Origin of the sequence: Bradyrhizobium sp. CCGUVB14 (assembly GCF_024199935.1) — a bacterium.
In the GTDB taxonomy this organism is placed as follows: Bacteria; Pseudomonadota; Alphaproteobacteria; order Rhizobiales; family Xanthobacteraceae; genus Bradyrhizobium.
Window position 1 is genome coordinate 3,052,560 of sequence record NZ_JANADS010000001.1, and the last position, 22,872, is coordinate 3,075,431.

Below are 22,872 nucleotides of genomic sequence, written 5' to 3' on the forward strand. Positions count from 1 at the left end.
TTATTGAGCGACCGGCCTGGTGCCGACCGGGCGCTATGATTTTGATGATGTCATCATGCCAGTGTTTTGCCCGACGCGTCAAACCAAATTCGTAAAATCCGTATCCACGTCGGGGTGGACCGTCAGGCCATCGATGTTCCGGATCGGGCTACTGTGCATGGGGTTGTTTTCGGCTTTTTCAATTGGCGGTCGCGACAGCGCCGCCTGCTTACTTCTTACCCGCCGTCCTGGTCGGACGGCCCTGGCTGATGAAAGCGTAGTGCGCATTGGCGACGCCGCCAACCATCAAGGCTTCGACCACCGGCTCGGCGATCTCGCTCGCTGCGGCCCAGTCGACGATGAAATTGGCTCCGGTCCCCCCGCGCACGTCGTCGGTCGGAATGAAGATCGAGATGGTCGCGAGCGGCTTTATCGCGACCGGCGCCTTCAAATAGCTCTCGACCTGCTTGCCGGCCGTGTCGAAATAGGCGATGCGTTTGACCACCAGTGCTTGCGTCTCGGAGGCGTTGTGGACGCTCAGTGTCACCGAGAAATCGACCCGCAGCTTGCCCTGGCTCATCGCGACGCTGGAATAGGCCGGCACGTAGAAGCCGCCGGAGACCGCGAGTTCCTCCTTCGGCATCGCCGAGAGCGAGTCGGCGAAGGCCTGTTCGAGGTTCACTTTGGGCTGCGCGACCGCCGTCCCGGCGATGGCAAGGGGGCATAGCAGCATTGCAACGGCGAGCCCCGTCAGCATGTGACGAATTGCTCGCTTGCCGCGCTGCACTCGGTCTCTAGGGTGCGGCAAAACGGACCGGTCTGGCATGCACGAGCTCATTCGCGACATCACTCTCTGTATCTTGTTTGCCTGGATGCTGGGCCTGCTCGCCCATTTTTCCCGGCAACCGCTGATCCTGGCGTACCTTATCGCCGGCTTCTGCATAGGTCCATTCGGCGCCGGCTGGGTCAAGTCGCAGGAATCGATCAGCGTCATCTCCGAGCTCGGCCTGATCTTCATGCTGTTCATGATCGGGCTCGAGATCGACCTGAAGAAGATCGTGCGGGCCGGCAAGGTGATCCTGTTCGCGGCCGGTGGCCAGCTCATCGGCGGCTGCCTGCTCGGCATCCTGTTCTTTGCCGGCATCGGGCTCTCGCTCGGCGGCGGCCATTTCGACGCGCTCTATCTGTGCATCGCCTGTGCGCTGTCCTCGACCGTCATCATCGTCAAGGTGCTCTACGAGAAGCGCGAGCTCGACACCTTGCCAGGCCGCATCACGCTCGGCGTGCTGGTGCTTCAGGACATCTTTGCCATCCTGTTCCTGGCGGTGCAGCCGAGTCTCGCGAACCTGCAGGTCGGCGTCATCCTGCTCTCGATCGGCCGCGTCGCGGTGCTGGTCGCGGCCGCGCTGCTGGTCAGCCGCTATGTGCTGCCGCGCCTGTTCCACCAGATCGCCCGCCGGCCCGAGCTGATCCTGCTCGGCGCTCTCGCCTGGTGCTTTTTCGTCGCCGAGACGGCCGAGCAGCTCTCGCTCTCGCGCGAGATGGGCGCGCTGATCGCCGGCGTCTCGCTCTCGACCTTCCCTTATGCGCTCGACGTCACGGCCAAGGTCACCACGCTCCGCGACTTCTTCATCACGCTGTTCTTCGTGGCGCTGGGCATGACCATTCCCGTGCCCGGCCTCTCGGTGATCGGGCTGGCCTTGATGATTGCCGCCTTCACCGTGGTGAGTCGCCTCGTCACCACCTTCACGCCGCTCTATCTGATGAAGCAGGGTCTGCGCGCGAGCCTGCTGCCGGCGATCAATCTGGCGCAGATCTCCGAGTTCTCGCTGGTGGTGATCCAGACCGGCGTCGCGGACAATCACATCGCAGCCGAAACGGCCAATGCGGCGTCCTTCGCCTTCGTGGTGCTGGCCGTGCTCTCGACCTTCGTCATGACCCGCAGCGACGAGATCACCCGCTGGGCCATCGGCCCGCTCAAGCGGCTCGGCCTGCGCGATCTCGACCATGGCAGCGGCCATGCCGAGGAGGGCCACGAAGGCGGCCACAGCGAAGCGCGCCGCATCGTCATCCTCGGCTTTTTCCGTGCGGCGAGCGCGCTGCTGGCCGAGATCGAACGGCAGACGCCGGTGCTGCTGGAACAGATCACGGTGATCGACTTCAACCCCCATGTGTACCAGACCCTGCTTTCGCGCGGCCTGCACGTGATCTATGGCGACATCAGCAGCGCCGACACGCTGCTCCATGCCGGGATCGGCAAGTCCGAGATGATCATCCTCAGCGTGCCGGACGCGCTGTTGAAGGGCGCCAGCAACGAGAAGCTGGTCCGTCACGTCCGCACCCTCAACCCCAACGCCCTGATCGTGGCCACCGCCGATCTGCTGTCCGACGTCGGCGAGCTCTACGCGGCCGGCGCCAGCTATGTCACCGTGACCCGGCTCAGCGACGCCCATGAATTGTTTACCGTGATCGAGGCCGCCCAGGCCGGCCTGCTGACCGACAAGCGCGCCGAACTCGATGCCCGGCTCGGCGAGCGGCGCGAAGTGCTGCCCTGAGGGCGCGCCCCCGGCTGCCTTCCGCCCGGGCCGGGCGCGCCTATATGCCTGGTATCTTCGGTGCAAGCCTCATCACCAGGTCTGCCTCCGGACATGTGCGGTTGCGTCCAGGACACTAGCGCTGGAGCCCAAGTCCAGCTAAGGCGTCCGCTGAGCCTCCGGCCCGTAACCAATAGAGATTGGGACATGCCCGATACCGTTCAGGAAGTTTTGCAGGCCTTTGCCCGGGGCGAACTCGTCGTCGTGACCGACGATGACGATCGCGAGGGCGAGGGCGATCTGATCGTCGCCGCCTCATTCTGCACGGCGGAAAAGATGGCCTTCATCATCCGCCACACCTCCGGCATCGTCTGCGCGCCGATCACCACCGAGGACGCGCGGCGGCTGCGGCTTGATCCGATGGTTGCCCACAACGATTCCGCCCACACCACGGCCTTCACGGTCTCGATCGACTACAAGCCCGACGGCGGCACCGGCATTTCGGCCGAGGAGCGCGCGTCCTGCTGCCGTGCGCTGTCCAATCCCAATGTCGGCGCCAACGACTTTGCCCGTCCGGGCCACATCTTCCCGCTGATCGCCAAGGACGGCGGCGTGCTGCTGCGCTCCGGCCACACCGAGGCCGCGGTCGATCTCTGCAAGCTCTCGGGGCTCCCGCCGGTCGGCGTCATCAGCGAGTTGATGAATGACGACGGCAGCGTGATGAAGGGCGAGCAGGTCGCCCAGTTCGCCGCCCGGCACAAGTTGAAGCACGTCACCATCGCCGACATGATCGCCTATCGCCAGGCGCGCGAAAAGCTGATCGAGCGGGTCTCGACCTTCACCACCGAAAGCCCGATCGGGCCGCTCCAGGGCTATGCCTACCGCTCGCCGTTCGATTCCATCGCCCACGTCGCCTTCGTCTACAACGGTGTCGGCGACGGCAAGAACGTGCTGACGCGCTTCCACAAGCCGAACATCGTCAAGGACACCTTTACCGGCCATAAGCGCATGGCGGTCGTGCTCGAGCACTTCAAGAAGTCTGGTCGCGGCGTGCTGGTCTACCTGCGCGACGGCGCCGCAGGCGTTCCCGTGGCGCCGTTGCCTGATGAGAGCGCGACGGAAGCCGACCGCAACCGCCAGTGGCGCGAAGTCGGCGTCGGTGCGCAGATCCTGCGCGATCTCGGCGTCACCTCGATCCGGCATCTCACCTCGTCGGTGCATGACTACAAGGGCCTCTCCGGCTTCGGCATCGAGATCGTCGCCAACGAGCAGCTCGAAAGCTAGCGCTGTCATTCCGGGGACGCGCCTCGCATCCCCCGGGGTGCGCGGTGCGCATCCCCGGGATTCACGCAAGGCCCCACATCTGCAATGCAATTGCACTTGTTGCCGCGGCGATTTAGTTTGTCCGGCAATTTTTAGACGGAACCAGACCGAAAGGACGTTTCATGAGCGTGCGCCCTCAGACCAAGGACAAGCCGGCAGCGGCTTCCTTCCAGTGGGACGATCCGTTCCTGCTCGACGAGCAGCTGACCGAAGACGAGCGCATGGTGCGCGATACGGCGCGCGCCTATGCCCAGGACAAGCTGCTGCCGCGTGTCACCAAGGCCTATCTGGAAGAGAAGACCGACCGCGAGATCTTCAACGAGATGGGCGAGCTCGGCCTGATCGGCATCACGTTGCCGGAAGAATATGGCTGCGCCAATGCGAGCTACGTGGCGTACGGCCTCGTCGCGCGCGAGATCGAGCGGGTCGATTCCGGCTATCGTTCGATGAACTCGGTGCAGTCGTCGCTGGTGATGTACCCGATCTATGCCTATGGCGACGAGAACCAGCGCAAGAAGTACCTGCCGAAGCTCGCCAGCGGCGAATGGGTCGGCTGCTTCGGCCTGACCGAGCCCGATGCCGGCTCCGACCCGGCCGGCATGAAGACCCGCGCCGAAAAGGTCTCCGACGGCTATCGCCTGACCGGCAGCAAGATGTGGATTTCGAACGCGCCGATCGCCGACGTGTTCGTGATCTGGGCCAAGTCGGCCGAGCACGACAACCAGATCCGCGGCTTCGTGCTGGAGAAGGGCATGAAGGGCCTTTCCGCACCAAAGATCGGCAGCAAGCTCTCGCTCCGTGCTTCGATCACGGGCGAGGTCGTGATGGACGGCGTCGTGGTGCCCGAAAGCGCGCTGCTGCCCAACGTCTCCGGCCTGAAGGGCCCGTTCGGCTGCCTCAACCGCGCCCGCTACGGCATCTCCTGGGGTGCGATCGGCGCGGCCGAGGACTGCATGCATCGCGCCCGCCAGTACACGCTCGACCGCAAGCAGTTCGGCAAGCCGCTCGCCGCGACCCAGCTGGTGCAGAAGAAGCTCGCCGACATGGAAACCGAGATCGCGCTCGGCCTCCAGGGGAGCTTGCGCGTCGGGCGCCTGATGGACGAGGGCAAGTTCGCGCCCGAGATGATCTCGATCATGAAGCGCAACAATTGCGGCAAGGCCCTCGACATCGCCCGAGTCGCCCGCGACATGCATGGCGGCAACGGCATCTCCGCCGAATTCCACGTGATGCGCCACGTCCATAACCTCGAGACGGTCAACACCTACGAGGGCACCCACGACGTCCACGCCCTGATCCTGGGCCGCGCGATCACGGGCATTCAGGCGTTTTTCTGAGGACGCACCTCGGCTTGGAAATGCGTCATGGCCGGGCAAAAGCGCGAAGCGCGTCTTCGCGCTAGGTGTCCCGGCCATCCACGTTCTAGGCCACGAGAAGAACGTGGATGCCCGGCACACGGCCGGGCATGACGAGGTCCGCAAGGTATGAGCCAGCCATGTCCGACAACGACGACGTCCCGTTCAACCGCAACTTTCCGCTTCACCCAGGCGTCGTCGAGGAAGTCCGCCCCGGTGTTCGGCGGGTGCTCTGTAACAATCCGAGCCCGTTCACCTTCACTGGTACCGTCAGCTACATCGTAGGCACCGGCAACGTCGCGATCATCGATCCCGGTCCCGACGACGAGGCTCATGCGGCCGCACTGCTCGATGCCGTGCGCGGCGAGACGGTGAGCCATATCTTCGTCACCCACACCCACCGCGACCACTCGCCCAATACACCGCGCATCAAGCAGGCGACCGGTGCGCCGGTCTATGCCGAGGGCCCGCACCGCGCCTCGCGCCCGCGCTTTGAGAGCGAGAAGCATAATCCGGAATCCGGCTCCGATCGCGACTTCGTCCCCGATGTGAGGATCGCCCATGGGGATGTCGTCGAAGGCGCCGGCTGGCGGCTCGAGGCCGTGGCCACGCCCGGTCACACCGCCAACCATCTCGCCTTTGCCTGGCCCGAGCGAAAGTTCAGCTTCGTCGGCGATCACGTCATGGGCTGGTCGACCTCGATCGTGGCGCCGCCCGACGGCTCGATGATCGACTACATGGAATCGCTCGACCGGCTCGCTGCGCGCGAGGAGGACCTGTATTTCTCCGGCCATGGCCCGGAGATCCCGGAGGGCCAGCGTTTCGTGCGTTTCCTGATCCGCCATCGCAAGGCGCGCGAGGCCTCGATCCTGCACCGCCTCGCCAAGGGAGAGACCGACATCCCGACCATGGTGCGCGCGATCTATATCGGCATCGATCCGCGGTTGACGACGGCCGCCGGCTATTCCGTGCTGGCGCATCTGGAGGACCTCGTCGCACGCGGCGTTGTCGCGACGGACGGCGATCCCGTGATCGGCGGGACGTACCGGATGGCGAACGGCTAGCGCGCGGTCACTTCTTCACCGTCTTCGCCGGCGCCTTCGGCGGCGCGACCGGGGTCTTCTTCACCGGTTTCAGCGCGTCCGCGTCGGCTGCGGTGTTGAGGTCGTCGATGAATTTCGTCACGCGCGCGGCGTTGCTGCCGAGGTCGCTCTCGAAATAACGCGAGGCGGAGCGGATATCGACGCGGGAATCGTCGCCGTCAGGCACGACCCTGATCGAGATGTCCTCGCGAAACCCCATGATCGGCGTGCGCGCCACCGCCTCGATGCGGCCCATGCGGCGCGGCGGCTGCGGCTCGCGTTCGTCGATGACGGTCCATTTGCGCTTGATGACGAGCTGGCGTGCGATCGCATAGGCGCGGTCGACGGGGATCTCGAGCTCGATCGGCTCGATGTCGGGATAGTAGTGGCGCTGCTGCTCGGCCGAATAGAGGCCGGCATAAACGGCGGTGTTGGTGCCGTCGCCCGTGCGCAGGCGCGACAGCGCGTCGAAGCGCGGCGGGTCGATCGGGTCGGTGGTGATGTCGTGGATCGGCGGCAGCTTGCGGTACAGCAGGGCTTGATACGCGGGATAGGCGAGGATCGCCCCGTCGATCAGGAAGGCGAGCAGGATACGCGCCATGCCGCGCGAGCCGTTCTGCCAGATCGCGGCAAAGCCGGCGAGGCCGAACAGGATGGACAGGGCGGCAATCGCGAGCCCGCCGAAGAACGTGGCCAGCGCCGGCTTCATCTCCAAAAAGTCGAAGCGGACGATGATGATCGACACCACCACCGCCACCACCGCGAACACGGCCAGATTCCGCGCCCAGGTCGCGAGGCTGGACACGGGCTCCGACTGGTAGGGAGCGGAAAACCTGCGGGCCATCGAGTGAGCTCTGCCGGGGTTTTGGGGCTTGCCGGCCGGTTTGGCGCGACGATGAACCGTTGAGACCACGGCCCGGGGGCAAATTCAAGGGTTCCACAGGCTCTTGCATGGTCACGGCCGGGCTTGTCCCGGCCATCCACGTTTTTCTTGCCGCCAAGACGTCGGGCAAGACGTCGATGCCCGGGACAAGCCCGGGCATGACGGTGGTGGTGATTTACGCCGCCGCGTTCGGGAAACGATATTCCTTGAACTGGTCGCGCAGCGCGGTCTTCAGGATCTTGCCGGTCGCGGTGTGCGGGATGCCGTCGACGAAAGCGACGTCGTCGGGCATCCACCATTTGGCGATCTTGCCGTCCATGTACTTCAGGATGTCATCGCGCGTGGCCTGCTGGCCTTGCTTGAGCTGCACGATCAGCAGCGGCCGCTCGTCCCATTTGGGATGGAAGACGCCGATCACGGCGGCCTCCGCCACGGCCGGATGGCCGACCGCGAGGTTCTCGAGGTCGATCGAGGAAATCCACTCGCCGCCGGACTTGATCACGTCCTTGGAGCGGTCGGTGATCCGCATGTAACCGCCCTCGTCGATGGTCGCGACGTCGCCGGTGTCGAAGAAGCCCTCCTCATCGAGGATGTTGGCATCGAGACGGAAATAGGCCTTGGCCACCGCGGGGCCGGAGACCTTGAGGCGGCCAAAGGTCTTGCCGTCCCAGGGCAGCTCCTTGCCGGCATCGTCGGTGATCTTCATTTCGACCGCGAAGGGCGCGTAGCCCTGCATCTGCAGCACGTCGAGCCGCGCATCGCCGGTCGCGTTCTGGAACGGCGGCTTGAGCGCCGAGACGCTGCCGATCGGGCTCATCTCGGTCATGCCCCAGGCGTGACGGACGTTCGAGCCCATGTCGAGGAAGGCCTTGATCATCGAGCGCGGCATCGCCGATCCGCCGCAGATCACCATCTTCAGCTCCGGCAGCTTCAGATTATTGGCGGTCATGTGCTGGAGCAGCATCAGCCACACCGTCGGCACGCCGGCGGTGTGCGTCACCTTCTCGGTCGAGAGCAGCTCGTAGACCGAGGCGCCGTCGAGCTTGGGGCCTGGCATCACCAGCTTGGTGCCCTGCGAGGGCGCAGAGAAGGCGATGCCCCAGCTGTTGGCATGGAACAGCGGCACCACCGGCAGCATTGTCTCCGAGGCACTGGTGCCGAGCGCGTCGACATTGTTGGCCATCAGCGCATGCAGCACGTTGGAGCGATGCGAATACAGCACACCCTTTGGATCGCCCGTGGTGCCGGACGTGTAGCACATCGCTGCCGCCGTGTTCTCGTCAAAGTCCTTCCATTTGAATTTGCCGTCGGCCTCGGCGATCCAGTCCTCGTAGGCCACGACGTTCTTCAACGTGGTCTCGGGCATATGCGCCTTGTCGGTGAGGATGACGTACCGTTCGACGCTCGGAAGCTTGTCGGCGAGCTTCTCCAGCACGGGCACGAAGGTCAGGTCGACCATCACGATGCGATCCTGTGCATGGTTGATGATCCAGGCGATCTGCTCGGGGAAAAGCCGGGGATTGACGGTATGGCAGATGGCGCCGATGCCCATGATGCCGTACCAGACCTCGAGATGGCGCCAGGTGTTCCAGGCGATCGTGGCGACGCGGTCGCCGAGCTTGATGCCGTCGCGCTCCAGCATCTGCGAGACCTTGAGCGCGCGCTGGTGGATTTCGGCGTAGGTGGTGCGATGGATCGGTCCCTCGACCGATCGCGTCACGACCTCCTGCTTGCCATGAATCTTGGCGGCGTGTTCGATGATCCGGTGGCAGAGCAGGGGCCAATCTTGCATCAAGCCGAGCATTCAGACGTTCCTCCGAGAAGTCGCTGGGCGCATTATCGCTCTCAGCGCAGGGCCAAAGAATTGTCATGAGTTTTAGCCTGCCGGACTTTCGCCGCAAATGGTCTTATCGCGGCAATATGTCCGCCGGCGCGGCAATGGTTACCGCTGCGCTCGGGCTACTTGTGCTCGCGGATCGCGTGGAAGCGCGAAACTATGCTGCGCCGCTCGATATCTTTGGTCTTGGTACACCACGGCCGCGCGCGAGCACTCATTCCGCCAGGATGCCGCTTAGGATACCGCTACCAAAGCCTCGGCCTGAGGACGCTCCCAAAGCAACGGATGAGGCGGCGCCTGAGGCCGACGGCAAGCCTTCGCCTGACAAGCCTTCCCCGGATAAACCCGGCAAACCCGCCGAGGCGGCTCCGCCGCCCGAGAAGCAGCTCTCGGCCTGCCGTCTCGCGCTCACCGAGGAGATCGCGGTCGCGCCGTCCATTCCCGATATCCGTGGCCCCGGCGCCTGCGGCGGGGAGGATCTGGTGCGGCTGGAGGCGATCGTGCTGCCGGACAAGCGCAAGGTCGCCGTCAAACCGGCGGCAATCCTCCGCTGCACCATGGCATCAGCAATCGCCAATTGGGTGCGCACCGACATGGTGCCGCTGGCCGCGAGCCTCGGCTCGACCATCACCGACCTCGACAATTTCGATAGTTTCGAGTGCCGCGGCCGTAATCGCATCGTCGGTGCGATGCTGTCCGAGCACGGCAAGGCCAACGCACTCGACGTGCGCGCGCTCAAGCTTGCCAACGGCCAGTCGATCGGCCTGACCGACCGCACCATGTCGCGCGACGTGCGCGAGCGCGTGCTGCATTCGGTCTGCTCGCGCTTTTCCACGGTGCTCGGCCCAGGCTCGGACTGGTACCACGAGGACCATATCCACCTTGACCTCGCGCAGCGGCGCAACGACTACCGGATCTGTCAGTGGAACGTCTGGGATCCCTTGCCCCAGGTCGCGCCCCTGCTGCCGGCCGAGCGCCCCGAGGAGGCACCGCCGCGCGAGGTCGCGGCCAAATCCGAGGGGACCAAGGAGGGGGCCAAGGATGAGCCCAAGGACGGCGCCGACGATCAGGAGAGCGCGAAGCCTGCCGCGCCGGCGGACAAGCCAGCGGCCAACTCCAGCAAGAGCAAGTCGACAACAAAAAAGCGCCGGTAAAACCGGCGCTTTTCGAAAACCATCAGATCAGACCGTGATCAGTAGTTGCTGGTCTGAGAACCGCCGCCCTGCAGCGCGAGGCGCGAATTGTAGGGCGAGTCGCCGTGCTTCGGCTCGAGCACCACGACGATGGTGCCGACCTTGACGCGGCTGTAGAGGTCGATTGCGTCCTCGTTGGTCAGGCGGATGCAGCCCGACGAGATCGAAGCGCCGATATATTCCGGCTGGTTGGTGCCGTGAATGCGGAACAGCGTGTCCTTGCCGCCCGAATACAGGTACATCGCGCGCGAGCCCATCGGATTGTCCGGACCGGGGGCGACGTAGGTCGGAACGCCAAGGCGCGAGATCTCGCCCGGGGTCGGGTGCCAGGCCGGCCATTCGGTCATGCTGCCGACCTTGGCGATGCCGGACCAAGCCATGGCTTCTTCGCCGACGGTGATGCCGTAGCGGATCGCCTTGCCGCCATCCATCACGTAATAGAGGTAGTGGTTGTCGGAATCGACCACGATCGAGCCCGGCGACTCCTTGCGGTGATAGTCGACGATGGCGCGACGGAACGGCTCTGCCACCGGCGTATTCTCGTACCGGATCTTGGCAAGGAGTTCCTTGTCCTTCGGCTTGAAATTCTGGGTGTTGGTGGCTTCGAAATGCGTAGCCTGCATGCAGCCCGACAGCGTGAAGCCGGCGGCCAGAATTCCCAACATAACTTTCAGCGACGACATGGTTTGGTTCCAATCAAACAAATACCGCGCAGGTCCTGAGCTAGCACCCAAGGCCTTCGACTCCGTGGATTTCATTATGGTTGAAATCTGCCACAATTCCAGCGTTTAGGGACTTTTCCCGCGCTGCAAGACCCAACCTGTGGCTTTTTTGCCGCAAGTTTTGCGCGCCCAGACCCGTTTTTGGACGCGAAAAGCCGGACTGTCGATTTCGCGCCACAGTTGGGCCACAAATGCAAACGCTCCGTTAATGTGCTTGTCATCATGAACTTGTCAGAATCGCGCTAAGGGCCTGTCATTCTGTCGCAGGCCCCCTCCCGGAGTTGTTCATGTTTTCTGTGTTCGTTCCCACCGACTCCACCCTGAAGAAGGCCGTTGTCGACGATCTCGCGGCCGTGCCGGAGCACGCGGTGTGGGTCGACCTGGTCAACCCGACCGCGGCCGAGGACAAGGCCGTGGAACGGCTGCTGGGGATCGCGATCCCGACCCGGGAGGACATGCAGGAGATCGAGATCTCCAGCCGCCTCTACATCGAGAACAGCGCGCGCTACATGACCGCGACCCTGATGTGCCATTCCGACACCGACATGCCCCGGACCACGGCGGTGACCTTCATCCTCGGCGACCATCGCCTGGTCACGGTGCGCTACGACCAGCCCAAGCCGTTCGCCCTGGTCGAGGCCAAGCTGGCCCGCACCTGCGCCCCCGCGATCACCGGCGAAATGGTGCTGATGGAACTGCTGGACGCCGTGATCGACCGCTGCGCCGACATTCTGGAACGCTGCGGCATGGAGATCGACCAGGTCAGCCACGACATCTTCGAGCCCGAGAGCGAGCGCCACGGCCACGCCAAGCAATATTCGCAGATCCTGATCTCGATCGGACGCAAGGGCGATCTGACCTCCAAAGTTCGCGAGAGCCTGGTGTCGATCGGCCGCGTCGTCACCTTCCTCTCGGCGGTGGTGGAGGGCGTGAAATGGTCGAAGGACATGCGCGAGCAGCTCAAGACCATGCAGCGCGACGTCGCCTCGCTGACCGACCACGCCTCCTATCTCTCCAGCAAGATCACCTTCGTGCTCGATGCCATGCTCGGCGTCGTCAATCTCGAGCAGAACAACATCATCAAGCTGTTTTCGGTCATGGCTGTTGTCCTGATGCCGCCGACGCTGATCGCATCGATCTACGGCATGAACTTCAAGTCGATGCCGGAACTCGAATGGACGCACGGCTATCCGTTTGCGCTCGTGCTGATGGTGATCGCGGCGATCGTGCCGTACTGGATCTTCAAGTGGAAGAAGTGGCTGTGAGCCGGCCTGCGCTCTGAAAATAGTGACCGAGACCTTACGCCGGTCGCAGAGACAGGGCTGATGGTGTCGCAGAATAGAGCGTCATTGCGGCGACGCCGTGATGCGTGTTCTGCGCCCCAATTCCTCCGGTAAAATTTGAGCGGTGGGCTGAACGTTTGCGCGAAACTTGTCTGCGATAAGCAGCGGGTTAGCCGCGAGGAATAGCCATGGTTGAAAAACACATAACGACGCCCCGCAACGTCATCGATCTGACGAGCTATCGTCAGGCCGTGGCGAGCGGCAAGGCGCCGTCGTTGTCGGCGCGCATGTGCCGGCACTGTGGTGCTCCCCTGCTCGATGGCGAGAACGATGACGATTGTTCGACTGCATTCAACGCAGCTGCCGCTCCAACTGCTGCAACGTTGAGGCTACGCGAACGGTCGCGTCGGATTCGAGTCGATTGAGGAGTGGAAGGAAGGGCGGGCGATCCAGTCTTGCGGCGGCGTTGCTGGATCGCCTTGCTTCCCGCCCTTCGCAGTAGATGAACTAGCGCTTCACGATCTGCGCCGTCGAGACGATGGTCTCGGCGATTGCGCCATCGCGGCTGAACGCTGCCAGATGGCTCTCGACATCCCGCAACATCGCCTCGACATTGTCGCCCAACGCTTCCGGTGAGGACGACGAGTAGGTGAGGGTGCGTTGCGCCAGGTCCTGCATGCTGACCGTGTGGCTGGTCTCGACCGTGACAAGCTCGGTGGGCGTAAAGGCGCTGCCGCGGAAGAACGCGGGAAGGTCGCGATGGGTGCGCGTGCCCTTGCCGGCTTCCTCCCAGAGCTTTGTGGGTGACCAGCGGCGGCGGATCTCGTTGTAGCCATCAAGCCATGGATTGCGGCCGTCGGTGACCGAGAACGAGGCGCAGATCAGGATCGCGCCGTCGTCTGCGACCAGCCTGTCGAGCCGCACGAGCGTCGCATCGCGATCCATCCAATGCAGCGCGCGGCCGATCGTGACGATGTCGAACGTGCCGATGTCGGAGCCAAGTGTCTCGGCTTTGCCTTCGATCAGCGTGAGCGCTTGGCCTGCACGCGCTGCCGCCTGTCGCGCAGCCTCGAGCATCGCGGGTTCAGGGTCGACGCCGACGATACGGCCGACATGGGGCGCAAAGCCAAGTGCGAGCAGCCCGGGGCCGGTGCCCAGATCAATCAAGGCGCATCGTTCGGAGAGGCCGAGCTCGTGCGCCATGCTGCGGAAGAACTCGCCGGGGTAGGGCGGCCGCAAATGCTCGTAAGTTGACGCCGTGCTCGCAAACCGGCCCATCGATCACCTGACGCGTCACCTGGCCTAGACGTGCTGGCCGCCGTTGATGTGGATCTCGGCGCCGTTGACGTAGGAACTGGTGTCCGTGCACAGCACGTAGATGATCTTGGCGACCTCGTCAGGCGTGCCGAGGCGGTGCATCGGAATCTGCTGATCGACGATCTTCTCGGTGCCCGGCGACAGGATCGAGGTGTCGATCTCGCCCGGTGCGATCGCGTTGACGCGCACGCCGACGCGGCCGAAGTCGGACGCCATCTCGCGCGTCAGCGCGGCAAGCGCCGCTTTCGAGGTGGCGTAGGCCGCACCCGCGAAGGGATGCACGCGCGAGCCCGCGATCGAGGTGACGTTCACGACCGAGCCCTTGGCCGCCTTCAGTTCCTCGATCAAGCCGCGCGCGATCATGATCGGGGCGAAGAAATTGACGTGGAAGACGTGCGTCCAGGTGTCGAGCTCGGTGTCGACCGAGCCGAGCCGGGCGCCGCCGGGACCTTTCGGCGAGATTGCGGCGTTGTTGACCAGCGCGTGCAGCATGCCGCCTTCGAGGCGATTGCGGATTTCGGATATCGCGCGCGCGGTGTCCTGGGGATCGCCGAGGTCGACCTGGATGTGATCCTCGGGGCCTGCGTCCCACGGACAATCCTCCGGGAAGGGATGCCGCGAGCAGGTGATGACGCGCCATCCTGCCGACGAGAAGCGGATCACGGTGGCGTGGCCGATACCGCGGCTTGCTCCGGTCAGGAGCAGCGTGCGGCGCGGCGCATTGGACGAATGCGGCATGGACATCTTTCAGGTCGGCCTAAAGCTTAGGGGTACATCCGCGTCTTGGACCACGGCTGGCCGGCCGCGTCACGGCGAAATTCGATGCGGTCGTGCAGGCGGAATGGGCGGTCGTGCCAGAACTCGATGCGCGAAGGCGTGATGCGCCAGCCGCTCCAGCCGGGCGGCCGCGGCACGTTGCCGACGATGTACTTGGCGGCGATCTTGGCGATCGCCTGCTCGAAGGCGAAGCGGCTTTCCAGCGCCTCGGATTGCTTGCTGGCCCAGGTGCCGATCTGGGCTTGCTTCGGCCGCGTCGCGAAATAGGCGTCGGCCTCGGCATCGGTCACCGGCGTCACGTTGCCGCGGATGCGGACCTGACGGCGCAGCGACTTCCAGTGAAAAAGTAACGCTGCCTTAGGATTTGCGGCGAGTTCGCGGCCTTTCTGGCTCGCGATGTGGCTGTAGAAAACAAAACCTTCGGTATCGAAGCCCTTCATCAGCACCATGCGCACGTCAGGCAGGCCGTCGGGATCGACGGTTGCGAGCGCCATGGCGTTCGGATCGTTCGGCTCGCTCTTGATCGCCTCGTTCAGCCAGGCCTCGAACAGCGCAAATGGCTCGTCGGCGGCGGTGAAATCACCGGATGTTAAGGGTGTCTGGTGTTTCATCGAGGTCGTGTCGGTCATGTCTGGAGTCCGAATTGCGTCCCGCGGCCCAAAGCGCGCTGTTGTCTGCACCTGCCCTATATAGGGCATGGGGACGCGTTGGCCTATCGGCGATGCGGTCCTCCAGCCTTGCGATGACGATGATTTTGATCGGGCTCGGCGCCGGCGGCTGCAGTCTGTCCCGCACCGACACCAATGCCTATGCCAAGGCCGACGACAACGATCTCACCGGTTCGATCGCGCGGCCGGCGAAGGACGCCCCGCCGACCGAGACCGATCTCGCCTTCGCCCGCAACGCCGCCTCCGACGTGCTGAGCAAGGGCGACAAGGATGCCAGCCAGCACTGGGAGAATCCGGAAACCGGCGCGCGCGGCTCGGTGACGCCGATCGCGCAATCCTACGCCGCCGAGGATGGCCGCAAGTGCCGTGATTTCCTTGCGAGCTACGTCAACGGGACGACCGAAAGCTGGCTCCAGGGCGCCGGCTGCCAAAGCAGCCGTGGCCGTTGGGAGATTCATACGCTAAAGCCGTGGCGGAGCTGAGCATGATCCGGGAACCGGTTTTCCGATAAGATCCTGCTCGAATCGGAGCGGGTCGCTTCACTCGACTAGTTGCAAAAATACCACTCACCCCCCACATAAGGCTCAGTTGGGGCGGGGAGCCCTTTGAACATTTCGATTTCCCGAGAGGAGACGTGACGGATGCGCGACCCCTATGAGGTCTTGGGGGTGCCGCGGAGCGCCAACGCTGCCGCGATCAAGAGCGCCTATCGCAAGCTGGCCAAGAAGCATCATCCCGACAGCAACAAGGATGATCCCAAGGCCGCCGAGCGCTTCTCCGAGATCAATTCGGCCAACGAGATCATCGGCGACGAGGACAAGCGCAAGCAGTTCGACCGCGGCGAGATCGATGCCGAGGGCAAGCCGCGCTTCCAGGGCTTTCCGGGCGGCGGCGGCCCACGCGGTCGCGCGGGTCCCGGCGGATTCGAGAGCTACAATTTCCGTGGCGGCGGGGCGGGCCCCGGCCAGGGCGCGGGCGCGTTCGAGGATATCCTCAACAGCATGTTCGGCGGCGGGATGCGCGGCGCGCGTCCCGGGGCCGGTGGCGGTGCCCAGTTCGAATTCGACACCGGCGGGGTCGGGATCGATCTCGACGTCAACGTCGCGATGTCCGTCTCGCTGGAAGAATCGGTCAAGGGCGGCGAGAAGCGCGTCCGGCTGCCGAACGGCAAGGAACTCAACGTCAAGATTCCGGCGGGCGTCGTCGAGGGCCAGCAGATCCGGCTGCGCGGCCAGGGCGAGACCGCGCAAGGACATCCGCCCGGCGATCTCCTGATCACCATCGGCATCGCGCCGCACCCGTTCTTCAAGATCGAGGGTGCCGACTTGCGGATCGACCTGCCGGTCACGCTCTACGAGGCTGTGCTCGGTGGCAAGGTCCGCGTGCCCACGCTCGGCAATGCGGTGGAATTGTCGGTTCCGAAAAACACCTCCAGCGGCCGGACCTTCCGCCTCAAAGGTAAGGGCTTGCCGAGATCCGGCGGGACCGGGGATCTCTTCGTCACGATCAGGATTATGCTACCGGACGGGAACGACGCCGAGCTTGAAGCATTGATGGAGAAGTGGCGGGACCAACACCCCTACAATCCACGTAGCGGGCTGGGTTAGGGCGGTGAAGAACTGAAGGGGGTTCTCCTCACAGGCCTGGCGCATCTCCGAACGGATGATGCTCGTCATACACGCAAAGCGTGGTAGCGCTTCGACGCTCCACGTGTCGGCTGTCCGGCGGGGCAGCCGATAAAAAGGTGCGGCCTCGAGAGGGGGACCAGCGCGGTACCAAAAACCCCAATCGAGGCCGCCCGCGTCGATCGGCGGATCGAACGCTGCTCATAATCGCGTGAACACCCGGTGCGATAATGAGACGCACACATGTCTTGATTCCAAATTTTCAATGACGGAATCGAGGCACCGCGTTCGTGCGGTTGTTCAGCCGCCGTTTTTCTCTGCTTGGTCGTACACCGCCTGCGCAACCTTGGTCAGCCGGTCGCGGTCGGCGCCGCCGCCGCTGACGACGTAGCCGACGCCGCGCTCGGCCCAGAACAGCGCTCCGTCCTTGTCCGTCCTGGCGTATCGCATCTGCGTCGCGCCGGTCTCGGTCTTGGCGGTGTAGATCGTGTAGCGCTCGCCCGAGGCGCCCTCATACATCAGGAAGGACGCCGGCCCGTTCGGCCCCGGCAGCAGCCGGCCGCCGACCAGTTTCAGTCCACTCGCCTCCAGATTGGGGGCGAACACGGTCCAGCCGCAGCGCCGGGTCAGCCAGGCCTGGAGGTGGTCGCGCTCGTTGCCGCCGACCTCGACCGGATGGCGGACCTCGACGACATAGAGGCGATGGGCATCGAGCGCATCCGCCGTAAAGCTCTGGAAGGTCGAGGGCGCGTTGGCGGCGCCATGCGCCACCCAGCCGGCCGTGCCGCCGGCGACGAAAGCGACCAGCGCGGCCGCAACCGCGCCGTAGAGCCATTGCCGCGGACGGCGCTCCAGCCGTTCGAGCTCCAGCCGGGCCGGCACCGGCTCCTGGGCGACGCCGTCGTAGCGGGCGTGCAGCATCTCGGCCATGGCGCGCCAGGACTGCACCCGCTCGGCATCGTCGGGATGGGCGGCAAGCCAGGCCTCGATGTCGGCGCGGCGCTCGGTCGGCAGCTCGCCATCGACAAAGGCGTGCAATTCGTCTTCGGTCACTGGAATATTGCGGTCGTTCATATCGGTCGTCTCTGGCTCTGCGGCCCAAAATATCTAACGCGGTTCAACTGCGCTGCTTCTCTCTCCGTGCAGCTGACGCGGTAAGCGCGATGCATCAATCCTGCCATCATTTCACCCGCCTGAGCGCTGGGCGCTCACCCTCCAGCGACGCTTTAACGTGGGCACGGGCGCGCGCCAGGCGGGACATGACGGTGCCGATCGGCACGCCCTGGATATCGGCGACCTCGCGGTAGCTCATGCCTTCCAGCATCACCAGCAGCAGCACCGAGCGTTGCTCCTCGACCAGCGTCGAGAGTGCCCGTTCGATGTCGCGTCCTTCGGCCTCCGTCCCGCTGGCATCCGGATTATTCTCCGTCAGCTGCATGAATTGCGGCCGCCGCGCCAGCGACCGCCGCCGGTTCTTGTTGAGGTTGGTCAGGATCGTGTAGAGCCAGCTCCTGACGTCGCCTCCGAGAAACAATCGCTCCGAGCGCAACGCACGCACCAGCGTGTCCTGCACCAGATCGTCGGCCGCATCCGCGTCGCGCGTGAGCGCGCGGGCATAGCGGCGCAACGCCGGGATCATGGCTTCTACACTCTGGCGAAACGCACTCATGCCGTATTTGGTGTCCTGCCGTTCGGCGCACGCGCCTATAGCGATCATAACACCCGAACGGAACGGCTATTCCGGCGCTGGAAACAGCGTTAACGCCGCGTATTAGGACTGTACCGCAGGGGAGGGCTGGTGTACCTCCAGACCTTAACGAGAGCTACAGGACGTTAGCAAATGGCGCAGAATTCAGGTCTGATGCAGGGCAAGCGCGGGGTGATCCTCGGCGTCGCCAATAACCGCTCGATCGCCTGGGGCATCGCCAAGGCATGCCAGGCGGCCGGTGCCGAGATCGCGCTCACCTACCAGGGCGATGCGCTGAAGAAGCGGGTCGAACCGCTTGCCGCCGAGCTCGGCGCGCTCATGCTCGGCCATTGCGATGTCACGGATGCCGCGACCATCGATGCCGTGTTCGACGTGCTGAAGGAGAAGTGGGGCAAGATCGATTTCGTCGTGCACGCGATCGCGTTTGCGGACAAGGATGAGCTCGAGGGCCGCTACGTCGACACCACCGCCGACAACTTCTCCAAGTCGATGCTGATCTCCTGCTACTCGCTGACTGCGGTCGCGCAGCGCGCCGAGAAGCTGATGACCGACGGTGGTTCGATCATCACGCTGAGCTATTACGGCTCCGAGAAGTGGATGCCGAACTACAACGTCATGGGTGTCGCCAAGGCGGCGCTGGAGGCGAGCGTGCGCTATCTGGCCGCCGATCTCGGCGAGAAGGCGATCCGCGTCAACGCGATTTCCGCGGGACCGATCAAGACGCTGGCATTTGCCGGCATCGCCGATTCACGCCTGCTGCTGAAATACAATGAGGTCAACGCGCCGCTGCGTCGCAACGTGACGATCGAGGAGGTCGGCGACAGTTCGCTGTATTTCCTGTCCGACCTGTCGCGCGGGGTCACCGGCGAAGTGCATCACGTCGACGCCGGCTACCACGTGCTCGGTATGAAGCGCCCCGACGCGCCGGATGTGTCGATCGGCGGCAAGGACTAACCTTCACCCGGAATGCCCGTGCCCACGATCTATTATCTTCGCCACGGCGAGACCGAATGGAATGCGCTCGGCAGGCTCCAGGGCACCAGGGACATTCCGCTGAACGCGCGGGGCCGCGGTCAGGCGGTGCAGGCGGGCCTGATCCTGGCCGATCTCCTCAAGCGCGATGGCAAGGACAAGACGGCGCTGCCCTACGTGTCGAGCCCGCTCGGCCGCGCCCGCCAGACCATGGAACTTGCACGCGGCAAGCTCGAACTGCCGGTCGCGGATTATGCGCTGGACGATCGCCTGCGCGAGATCGGCTATGGCGCCTGGGAAGGTCTGACGCTGGCCGAGAGCGAGGCGAAAAATCCCGACATCTACGCCAGGCGCCTCGCCGACAAATGGACGGTGGGGCCTGCGGGTGCGGAGACCTATGCCGACGTGCAGGTCCGCGTGCGTGCCTGGTACGACGAGCTTCGGACCGACACCGTCGCGGTCGCCCATGGCGGCACCTGCCGGGCTCTGATGGTCTCGCTCGGCCTGGAGACGCCGGCCAGCGCCGCGGAGCTTTATATCGAGCAGGGCACCGTCTACGTGTTCCGCGACGGCCGGCTGGACAAGCATAGTTAGGCCTTGAGGACCTTCCGGGGCTGTAGCCGGGTTTGACCCCCGGCGCCGCGCGCGTTACCACACGCCGGAACCGAGCCAGCGAGCAGCAATGTCCTTCAACACCTTCGGCCACATGTTCCGCGTCACCACCTTTGGCGAGAGCCACGGGGTGGCGATTGGCTGCGTGGTCGACGGCTGCCCGCCGATGATCCCGCTCACCGAGGCCGACATCCAGCAGGACCTCGATCGCCGCAAGCCGGGCCAGTCGCGCTTCACCACCCAGCGCCAGGAGCCGGACCAGGTCAAGATCCTGTCCGGCGTGATGGCGCATCCGGAGACCGGGGTGCAGGTGACCACGGGCACCCCGATCGGGCTCCTGATCGAGAATACCGACCAGCGCTCGAAGGACTATTCGGAGATCAAGGACAAGTTTCGTCCCGGTCACGCCGACTTCACCTATGAGGCGAAGTACGGCCTGCGCGACTATCGCGGCGGTGGCCGCTCCTCGGCGCGCGAGACCGCGATGCGCGTCGCCGCCGGTGCGATCGCGCGCAAGGTGCTGCCCGACGTGAAGGTGCGCGGCGCGCTGGTGCAGATCGGCCCGCACAAGATCGACCGCGAGAAGTGGGACTGGGACGAGATCGCCAAAAATCCGTTCTTCTGTCCGGACAAGGACAAGGCCGCGTTCTTCGAGACCTATCTCGACGGTATCCGCAAGAGCGGCTCCTCGATCGGCGCCGTGCTCGAAATCGTCGCCGAGGGCGTGCCCGCGGGCCTCGGCGCGCCGATCTATGCCAAGCTCGATTCCGATCTGGCCGGCGCGATGATGACCATCAACGCTGTGAAGGGCGTCGAGATCGGCGCCGGCTTTGGCGCCGCCGAATTGACCGGCGAAGAAAACGCCGACGAGATGCGCACCGGCAATGACGGCACGCGCTTCCTGTCCAACCACGCCGGCGGCGTTCTGGGCGGCATCTCCACGGGACAGCCGATCGTGGTGCGCTTCGCGGTGAAGCCGACCTCGTCGATCCTGCAGCCGCGCCTCACCGTCGATCGCAAGGGTGCGGACACCGAGATCTTCACCAAGGGACGCCACGACCCCTGCGTCGGCATTCGCGCAGTCCCCGTCGGCGAAGCCATGATGGCCTGCGTGCTGGCCGACCACTTTTTGCGGGACCGCGGGCAGGTGGGGCGCTAGCGCATGATCCGGACCCGGAGGGCCGCGTTAGCGCAAAGCGTGAAACGGTTTTCCGGCAGGATCATTCGCCAGCTATATTGTCGCGGTACTAGCCCACCGCGCAGCTTGACGATTCCACAACTTCGTCGGCAAATGCACGCATGCAGAATTCCGAGCTCCAACGGATCATCAACTGGCTGATCGACGGCGCCCGGTCGTCGCGCGGGCCGGCAGAGATGATCGCGGATGCCTGCGAGCAGCTCGTCGCGGCCGGCCTGCCGCTGTGGCGGTTCGGCGTTTTCATCCGCACGCTGCATCCCGAAATCTTCGGCCGCAACTTCATCTGGCGGCAGGGCGAGGAGGTCGAGATCGGCACCGTCGATTTCGAGATTTTGGACACGCCAGAATTTGCGCGGAGCCCGCTGCGTGTCGTGTTCGAGGAGGGGTTGGAAGTCAGGGGACGTATCAACGAGGTCGATACCAAGCGGTTTCCGTTCCTGGCGGACATGCGCGCCGAGGGCGTCACCGACTACCTCGCGACGCCGATGCGATTTCTGGACGGCTCGATCCACGCCATCAGCTGGACCACCAAGCATCCCGGCGGCTTCAGCGAGGACGACATCGCGACGATCCGCTCCATCGTGGCGCCGCTCGCGCGCGTCAGCGAAATCGTCACCCTGCGCCGCACCGCAGCGACGTTGCTCGACACCTATGTGGGAAATCGCGCCGGCGAGCGCATCCTCGGCGGCCAGATCCGCCGCGGCCACAACGATACCATGCAGGCCGCGATTTGGTTGTCGGATTTGCGCGGCTTCACTGCGCTGTCGGACCGGCTGCCGGCCGAGACGGTGGTCGAGATCCTCAACCGCTATTTCGACTGCCAGGTTACCGCGATCCGCGCGCATGGCGGCGAGGTCCTGAAATTCATGGGCGACGGCCTGCTTGCGGTGTTCCCGATCGACGAATATGTCGGCGATGCCGCCCACGTCTGCACCAGCGTGCTGGAAGCAGCCCGCGAAGCCCGTGCCAGCGTCGACGCTCTCGCGCATCCCGTCGGCGACGTCGTCGAACGCTTCCGCTTCGGCGTTGCACTGCATGTCGGCAATATCCTCTACGGCAATATTGGCGGGGGCAACCGGCTCGACTTCACCTGCATCGGCCCGGCCGTCAATCTCGCGGCGCGGATGGAAAAGATCGCGGGCCGGCTTGGTCGCACCGTCGTCGCATCAGAAGCCTTCGCCCATGTCTGTCAGCACGATTGGCGCGATCTTGGCGATTTTCCGATCGCGGGATTTTCCAGGGCGCAGCGTGTGTACGGGCTCGCCGAGGAGACGCCCGTGGTGATGGCGTGATGCGACGAGACTGCCGATGACCGTCGAATTCCGCCAGATCCAGGTCGCCGACACCGACGCTTTCCGCGCCGCCGTCGATATCGTTGCCCGCGAGCGCAAATACATCGCACTGGTGGAAGCGCCCCCGATCGAGCAGGTCCGCACCTTCGTCGCGCGCAATGTCGAGCGCGGCTATCCGCAGATCGTCGCCGTCGCGGGCGGCGCCGTGGTCGGATGGTGCAACGTGCCGCCGGCCGGCCGCGCCGTCTCGGCGCATGTCGGCGACCTCTTCATGGGGCTCGTACCGGAGTTCCGTGGCAAAGGCTTTGGCGAACTGCTGTTGCGGCAGGCTGTTCAGGCGGCGGACGTGTTCGGCTTCCGGCGCATCGAGCTCGGCGTCTTCGCGACCAATACGGCCGCGGCGGCTCTCTATCGAAAAGCCGGGTTTGTCGAGGAGGGCACCAAGCGCATGGCGATCCTCCTCGACGGCATCTATCACGATGAAATCATCATGGCGCGCCTCGCAGGCTGAT

23 protein-coding genes are annotated in these 22,872 nt (G+C 64.7%); 14 read left to right on the forward strand and 9 right to left on the reverse strand.

Annotated features, from left to right (window positions below):
• Window positions 1-208: 208 nt before the first annotated feature.
• The gene (locus NLM32_RS14025) at window positions 209-736 is read right to left on the reverse strand and encodes a DUF3124 domain-containing protein (protein WP_254129559.1); all 528 of its coding nucleotides are present in this window, start codon (window positions 734-736) and stop codon (window positions 209-211) included.
• 67 nt (window positions 737-803) lie between these two features.
• Between NLM32_RS14025 and NLM32_RS14030 the strand changes: the two genes are divergently transcribed.
• The 4 genes from NLM32_RS14030 to NLM32_RS14045 all read left to right on the forward strand — a co-directional run bounded on the left by NLM32_RS14030 (window position 804) and on the right by NLM32_RS14045 (window position 6,255).
• The gene (locus tag NLM32_RS14030) at window positions 804-2,534 is read left to right on the forward strand and encodes a cation:proton antiporter (RefSeq protein ID WP_254129560.1); all 1,731 of its coding nucleotides are present in this window, start codon (window positions 804-806) and stop codon (window positions 2,532-2,534) included.
• A 186-nt stretch (window positions 2,535-2,720) separates the two neighbouring features.
• Entirely contained in the window at window positions 2,721-3,797 is a 1,077-nt protein-coding gene (gene ribB, locus NLM32_RS14035) for a 3,4-dihydroxy-2-butanone-4-phosphate synthase (protein ID WP_254129561.1), read from the forward strand.
• A gap of 161 nt (window positions 3,798-3,958) precedes the next feature.
• Entirely contained in the window at window positions 3,959-5,173 is a 1,215-nt protein-coding gene (locus NLM32_RS14040) for an acyl-CoA dehydrogenase (RefSeq protein ID WP_254129562.1), read from the forward strand.
• A gap of 158 nt (window positions 5,174-5,331) precedes the next feature.
• The gene (locus NLM32_RS14045; RefSeq protein WP_254129563.1) at window positions 5,332-6,255 is read left to right on the forward strand and encodes an MBL fold metallo-hydrolase; all 924 of its coding nucleotides are present in this window, start codon (window positions 5,332-5,334) and stop codon (window positions 6,253-6,255) included.
• 7 nt (window positions 6,256-6,262) lie between these two features.
• Here NLM32_RS14045 and NLM32_RS14050 read toward each other — a convergent pair whose 3' ends face one another.
• Window positions 6,263-7,117: a DUF1499 domain-containing protein gene (locus tag NLM32_RS14050; RefSeq protein WP_254129564.1), complete on the reverse strand. Its 855-nt coding sequence runs from the start codon at window positions 7,115-7,117 to the stop codon at window positions 6,263-6,265.
• Between the two features lie 214 nt (window positions 7,118-7,331).
• Window positions 7,332-8,960, reverse strand: a complete 1,629-nt coding sequence (locus NLM32_RS14055; RefSeq protein WP_254129565.1) for a fatty-acid--CoA ligase — start codon at window positions 8,958-8,960, stop codon at window positions 7,332-7,334.
• A gap of 65 nt (window positions 8,961-9,025) precedes the next feature.
• On the opposite strand from NLM32_RS14055, the gene NLM32_RS14060 reads away from it, so the two are divergent.
• Window positions 9,026-10,147 carry an extensin family protein gene (locus NLM32_RS14060; protein WP_254129566.1) on the forward strand — a complete coding sequence of 374 codons (1,122 nt, stop codon included), beginning with the start codon at window positions 9,026-9,028 and terminating at the stop codon, window positions 10,145-10,147.
• A gap of 38 nt (window positions 10,148-10,185) precedes the next feature.
• Here the strand turns inward: NLM32_RS14060 and NLM32_RS14065 are convergent, their stop codons facing one another.
• The gene (locus NLM32_RS14065) at window positions 10,186-10,869 is read right to left on the reverse strand and encodes a L,D-transpeptidase (protein WP_254129567.1); all 684 of its coding nucleotides are present in this window, start codon (window positions 10,867-10,869) and stop codon (window positions 10,186-10,188) included.
• Window positions 10,870-11,195: 326 nt separating this feature from the next.
• Between NLM32_RS14065 and NLM32_RS14070 the strand changes: the two genes are divergently transcribed.
• The gene (locus NLM32_RS14070) at window positions 11,196-12,173 is read left to right on the forward strand and encodes a magnesium transporter CorA family protein (RefSeq protein ID WP_254129568.1); all 978 of its coding nucleotides are present in this window, start codon (window positions 11,196-11,198) and stop codon (window positions 12,171-12,173) included.
• A 206-nt stretch (window positions 12,174-12,379) separates the two neighbouring features.
• Window positions 12,380-12,616: a hypothetical protein gene (locus NLM32_RS14075; RefSeq protein ID WP_254129569.1), complete on the forward strand. Its 237-nt coding sequence runs from the start codon at window positions 12,380-12,382 to the stop codon at window positions 12,614-12,616.
• A gap of 82 nt (window positions 12,617-12,698) precedes the next feature.
• Here the strand turns inward: NLM32_RS14075 and NLM32_RS14080 are convergent, their stop codons facing one another.
• From NLM32_RS14080 to pdxH, 3 genes are read right to left on the reverse strand one after another with little or no spacing between them, the layout of a single operon-like run.
• Window positions 12,699-13,469 carry a class I SAM-dependent methyltransferase gene (locus NLM32_RS14080; RefSeq protein WP_254129570.1) on the reverse strand — a complete coding sequence of 257 codons (771 nt, stop codon included), beginning with the start codon at window positions 13,467-13,469 and terminating at the stop codon, window positions 12,699-12,701.
• 24 nt (window positions 13,470-13,493) lie between these two features.
• On the reverse strand, window positions 13,494-14,246 hold the full coding sequence (locus NLM32_RS14085) for an SDR family NAD(P)-dependent oxidoreductase (protein WP_254129571.1): 753 nt from the start codon (window positions 14,244-14,246) through the stop codon (window positions 13,494-13,496).
• Window positions 14,247-14,272: 26 nt separating this feature from the next.
• Window positions 14,273-14,914 carry a pyridoxamine 5'-phosphate oxidase gene (gene pdxH / locus NLM32_RS14090; RefSeq protein ID WP_254129572.1) on the reverse strand — a complete coding sequence of 214 codons (642 nt, stop codon included), beginning with the start codon at window positions 14,912-14,914 and terminating at the stop codon, window positions 14,273-14,275.
• 113 nt (window positions 14,915-15,027) lie between these two features.
• Between pdxH and NLM32_RS14095 the strand changes: the two genes are divergently transcribed.
• Both NLM32_RS14095 and NLM32_RS14100 read left to right on the forward strand, forming a co-directional pair.
• Window positions 15,028-15,435 (forward strand): RT0821/Lpp0805 family surface protein, encoded by a 408-nt coding sequence (locus NLM32_RS14095; RefSeq protein ID WP_309144843.1) that lies wholly within the window; start codon window positions 15,028-15,030, stop codon window positions 15,433-15,435.
• Window positions 15,436-15,594: 159 nt separating this feature from the next.
• The gene (locus NLM32_RS14100; protein WP_254129574.1) at window positions 15,595-16,560 is read left to right on the forward strand and encodes a DnaJ C-terminal domain-containing protein; all 966 of its coding nucleotides are present in this window, start codon (window positions 15,595-15,597) and stop codon (window positions 16,558-16,560) included.
• A 318-nt stretch (window positions 16,561-16,878) separates the two neighbouring features.
• Here the strand turns inward: NLM32_RS14100 and NLM32_RS14105 are convergent, their stop codons facing one another.
• Together NLM32_RS14105 and NLM32_RS14110 are read right to left on the reverse strand one after the other, a co-directional pair.
• Window positions 16,879-17,652: an anti-sigma factor gene (locus tag NLM32_RS14105; RefSeq protein ID WP_254129575.1), complete on the reverse strand. Its 774-nt coding sequence runs from the start codon at window positions 17,650-17,652 to the stop codon at window positions 16,879-16,881.
• Between the two features lie 106 nt (window positions 17,653-17,758).
• Complete coding sequence (locus NLM32_RS14110; RefSeq protein ID WP_128953175.1) at window positions 17,759-18,247, reverse strand: sigma-70 family RNA polymerase sigma factor; 489 nt, start codon at window positions 18,245-18,247, stop codon at window positions 17,759-17,761.
• Window positions 18,248-18,418: 171 nt separating this feature from the next.
• On the opposite strand from NLM32_RS14110, the gene fabI reads away from it, so the two are divergent.
• The 5 genes from fabI to NLM32_RS14135 all read left to right on the forward strand — a co-directional run bounded on the left by fabI (window position 18,419) and on the right by NLM32_RS14135 (window position 22,871).
• On the forward strand, window positions 18,419-19,240 hold the full coding sequence (gene fabI, locus NLM32_RS14115; protein ID WP_254129576.1) for an enoyl-ACP reductase FabI: 822 nt from the start codon (window positions 18,419-18,421) through the stop codon (window positions 19,238-19,240).
• A 12-nt stretch (window positions 19,241-19,252) separates the two neighbouring features.
• Window positions 19,253-19,852 carry a histidine phosphatase family protein gene (locus NLM32_RS14120; RefSeq protein ID WP_254129577.1) on the forward strand — a complete coding sequence of 200 codons (600 nt, stop codon included), beginning with the start codon at window positions 19,253-19,255 and terminating at the stop codon, window positions 19,850-19,852.
• Between the two features lie 88 nt (window positions 19,853-19,940).
• Complete coding sequence (gene aroC, locus NLM32_RS14125; protein ID WP_254129578.1) at window positions 19,941-21,029, forward strand: chorismate synthase; 1,089 nt, start codon at window positions 19,941-19,943, stop codon at window positions 21,027-21,029.
• A 140-nt stretch (window positions 21,030-21,169) separates the two neighbouring features.
• The gene (locus NLM32_RS14130) at window positions 21,170-22,360 is read left to right on the forward strand and encodes an adenylate/guanylate cyclase domain-containing protein (protein ID WP_254129579.1); all 1,191 of its coding nucleotides are present in this window, start codon (window positions 21,170-21,172) and stop codon (window positions 22,358-22,360) included.
• A gap of 16 nt (window positions 22,361-22,376) precedes the next feature.
• Complete coding sequence (locus tag NLM32_RS14135; RefSeq protein ID WP_254129580.1) at window positions 22,377-22,871, forward strand: GNAT family N-acetyltransferase; 495 nt, start codon at window positions 22,377-22,379, stop codon at window positions 22,869-22,871.
• The last annotated feature ends 1 nt before the right edge of the window (window position 22,872 follow it).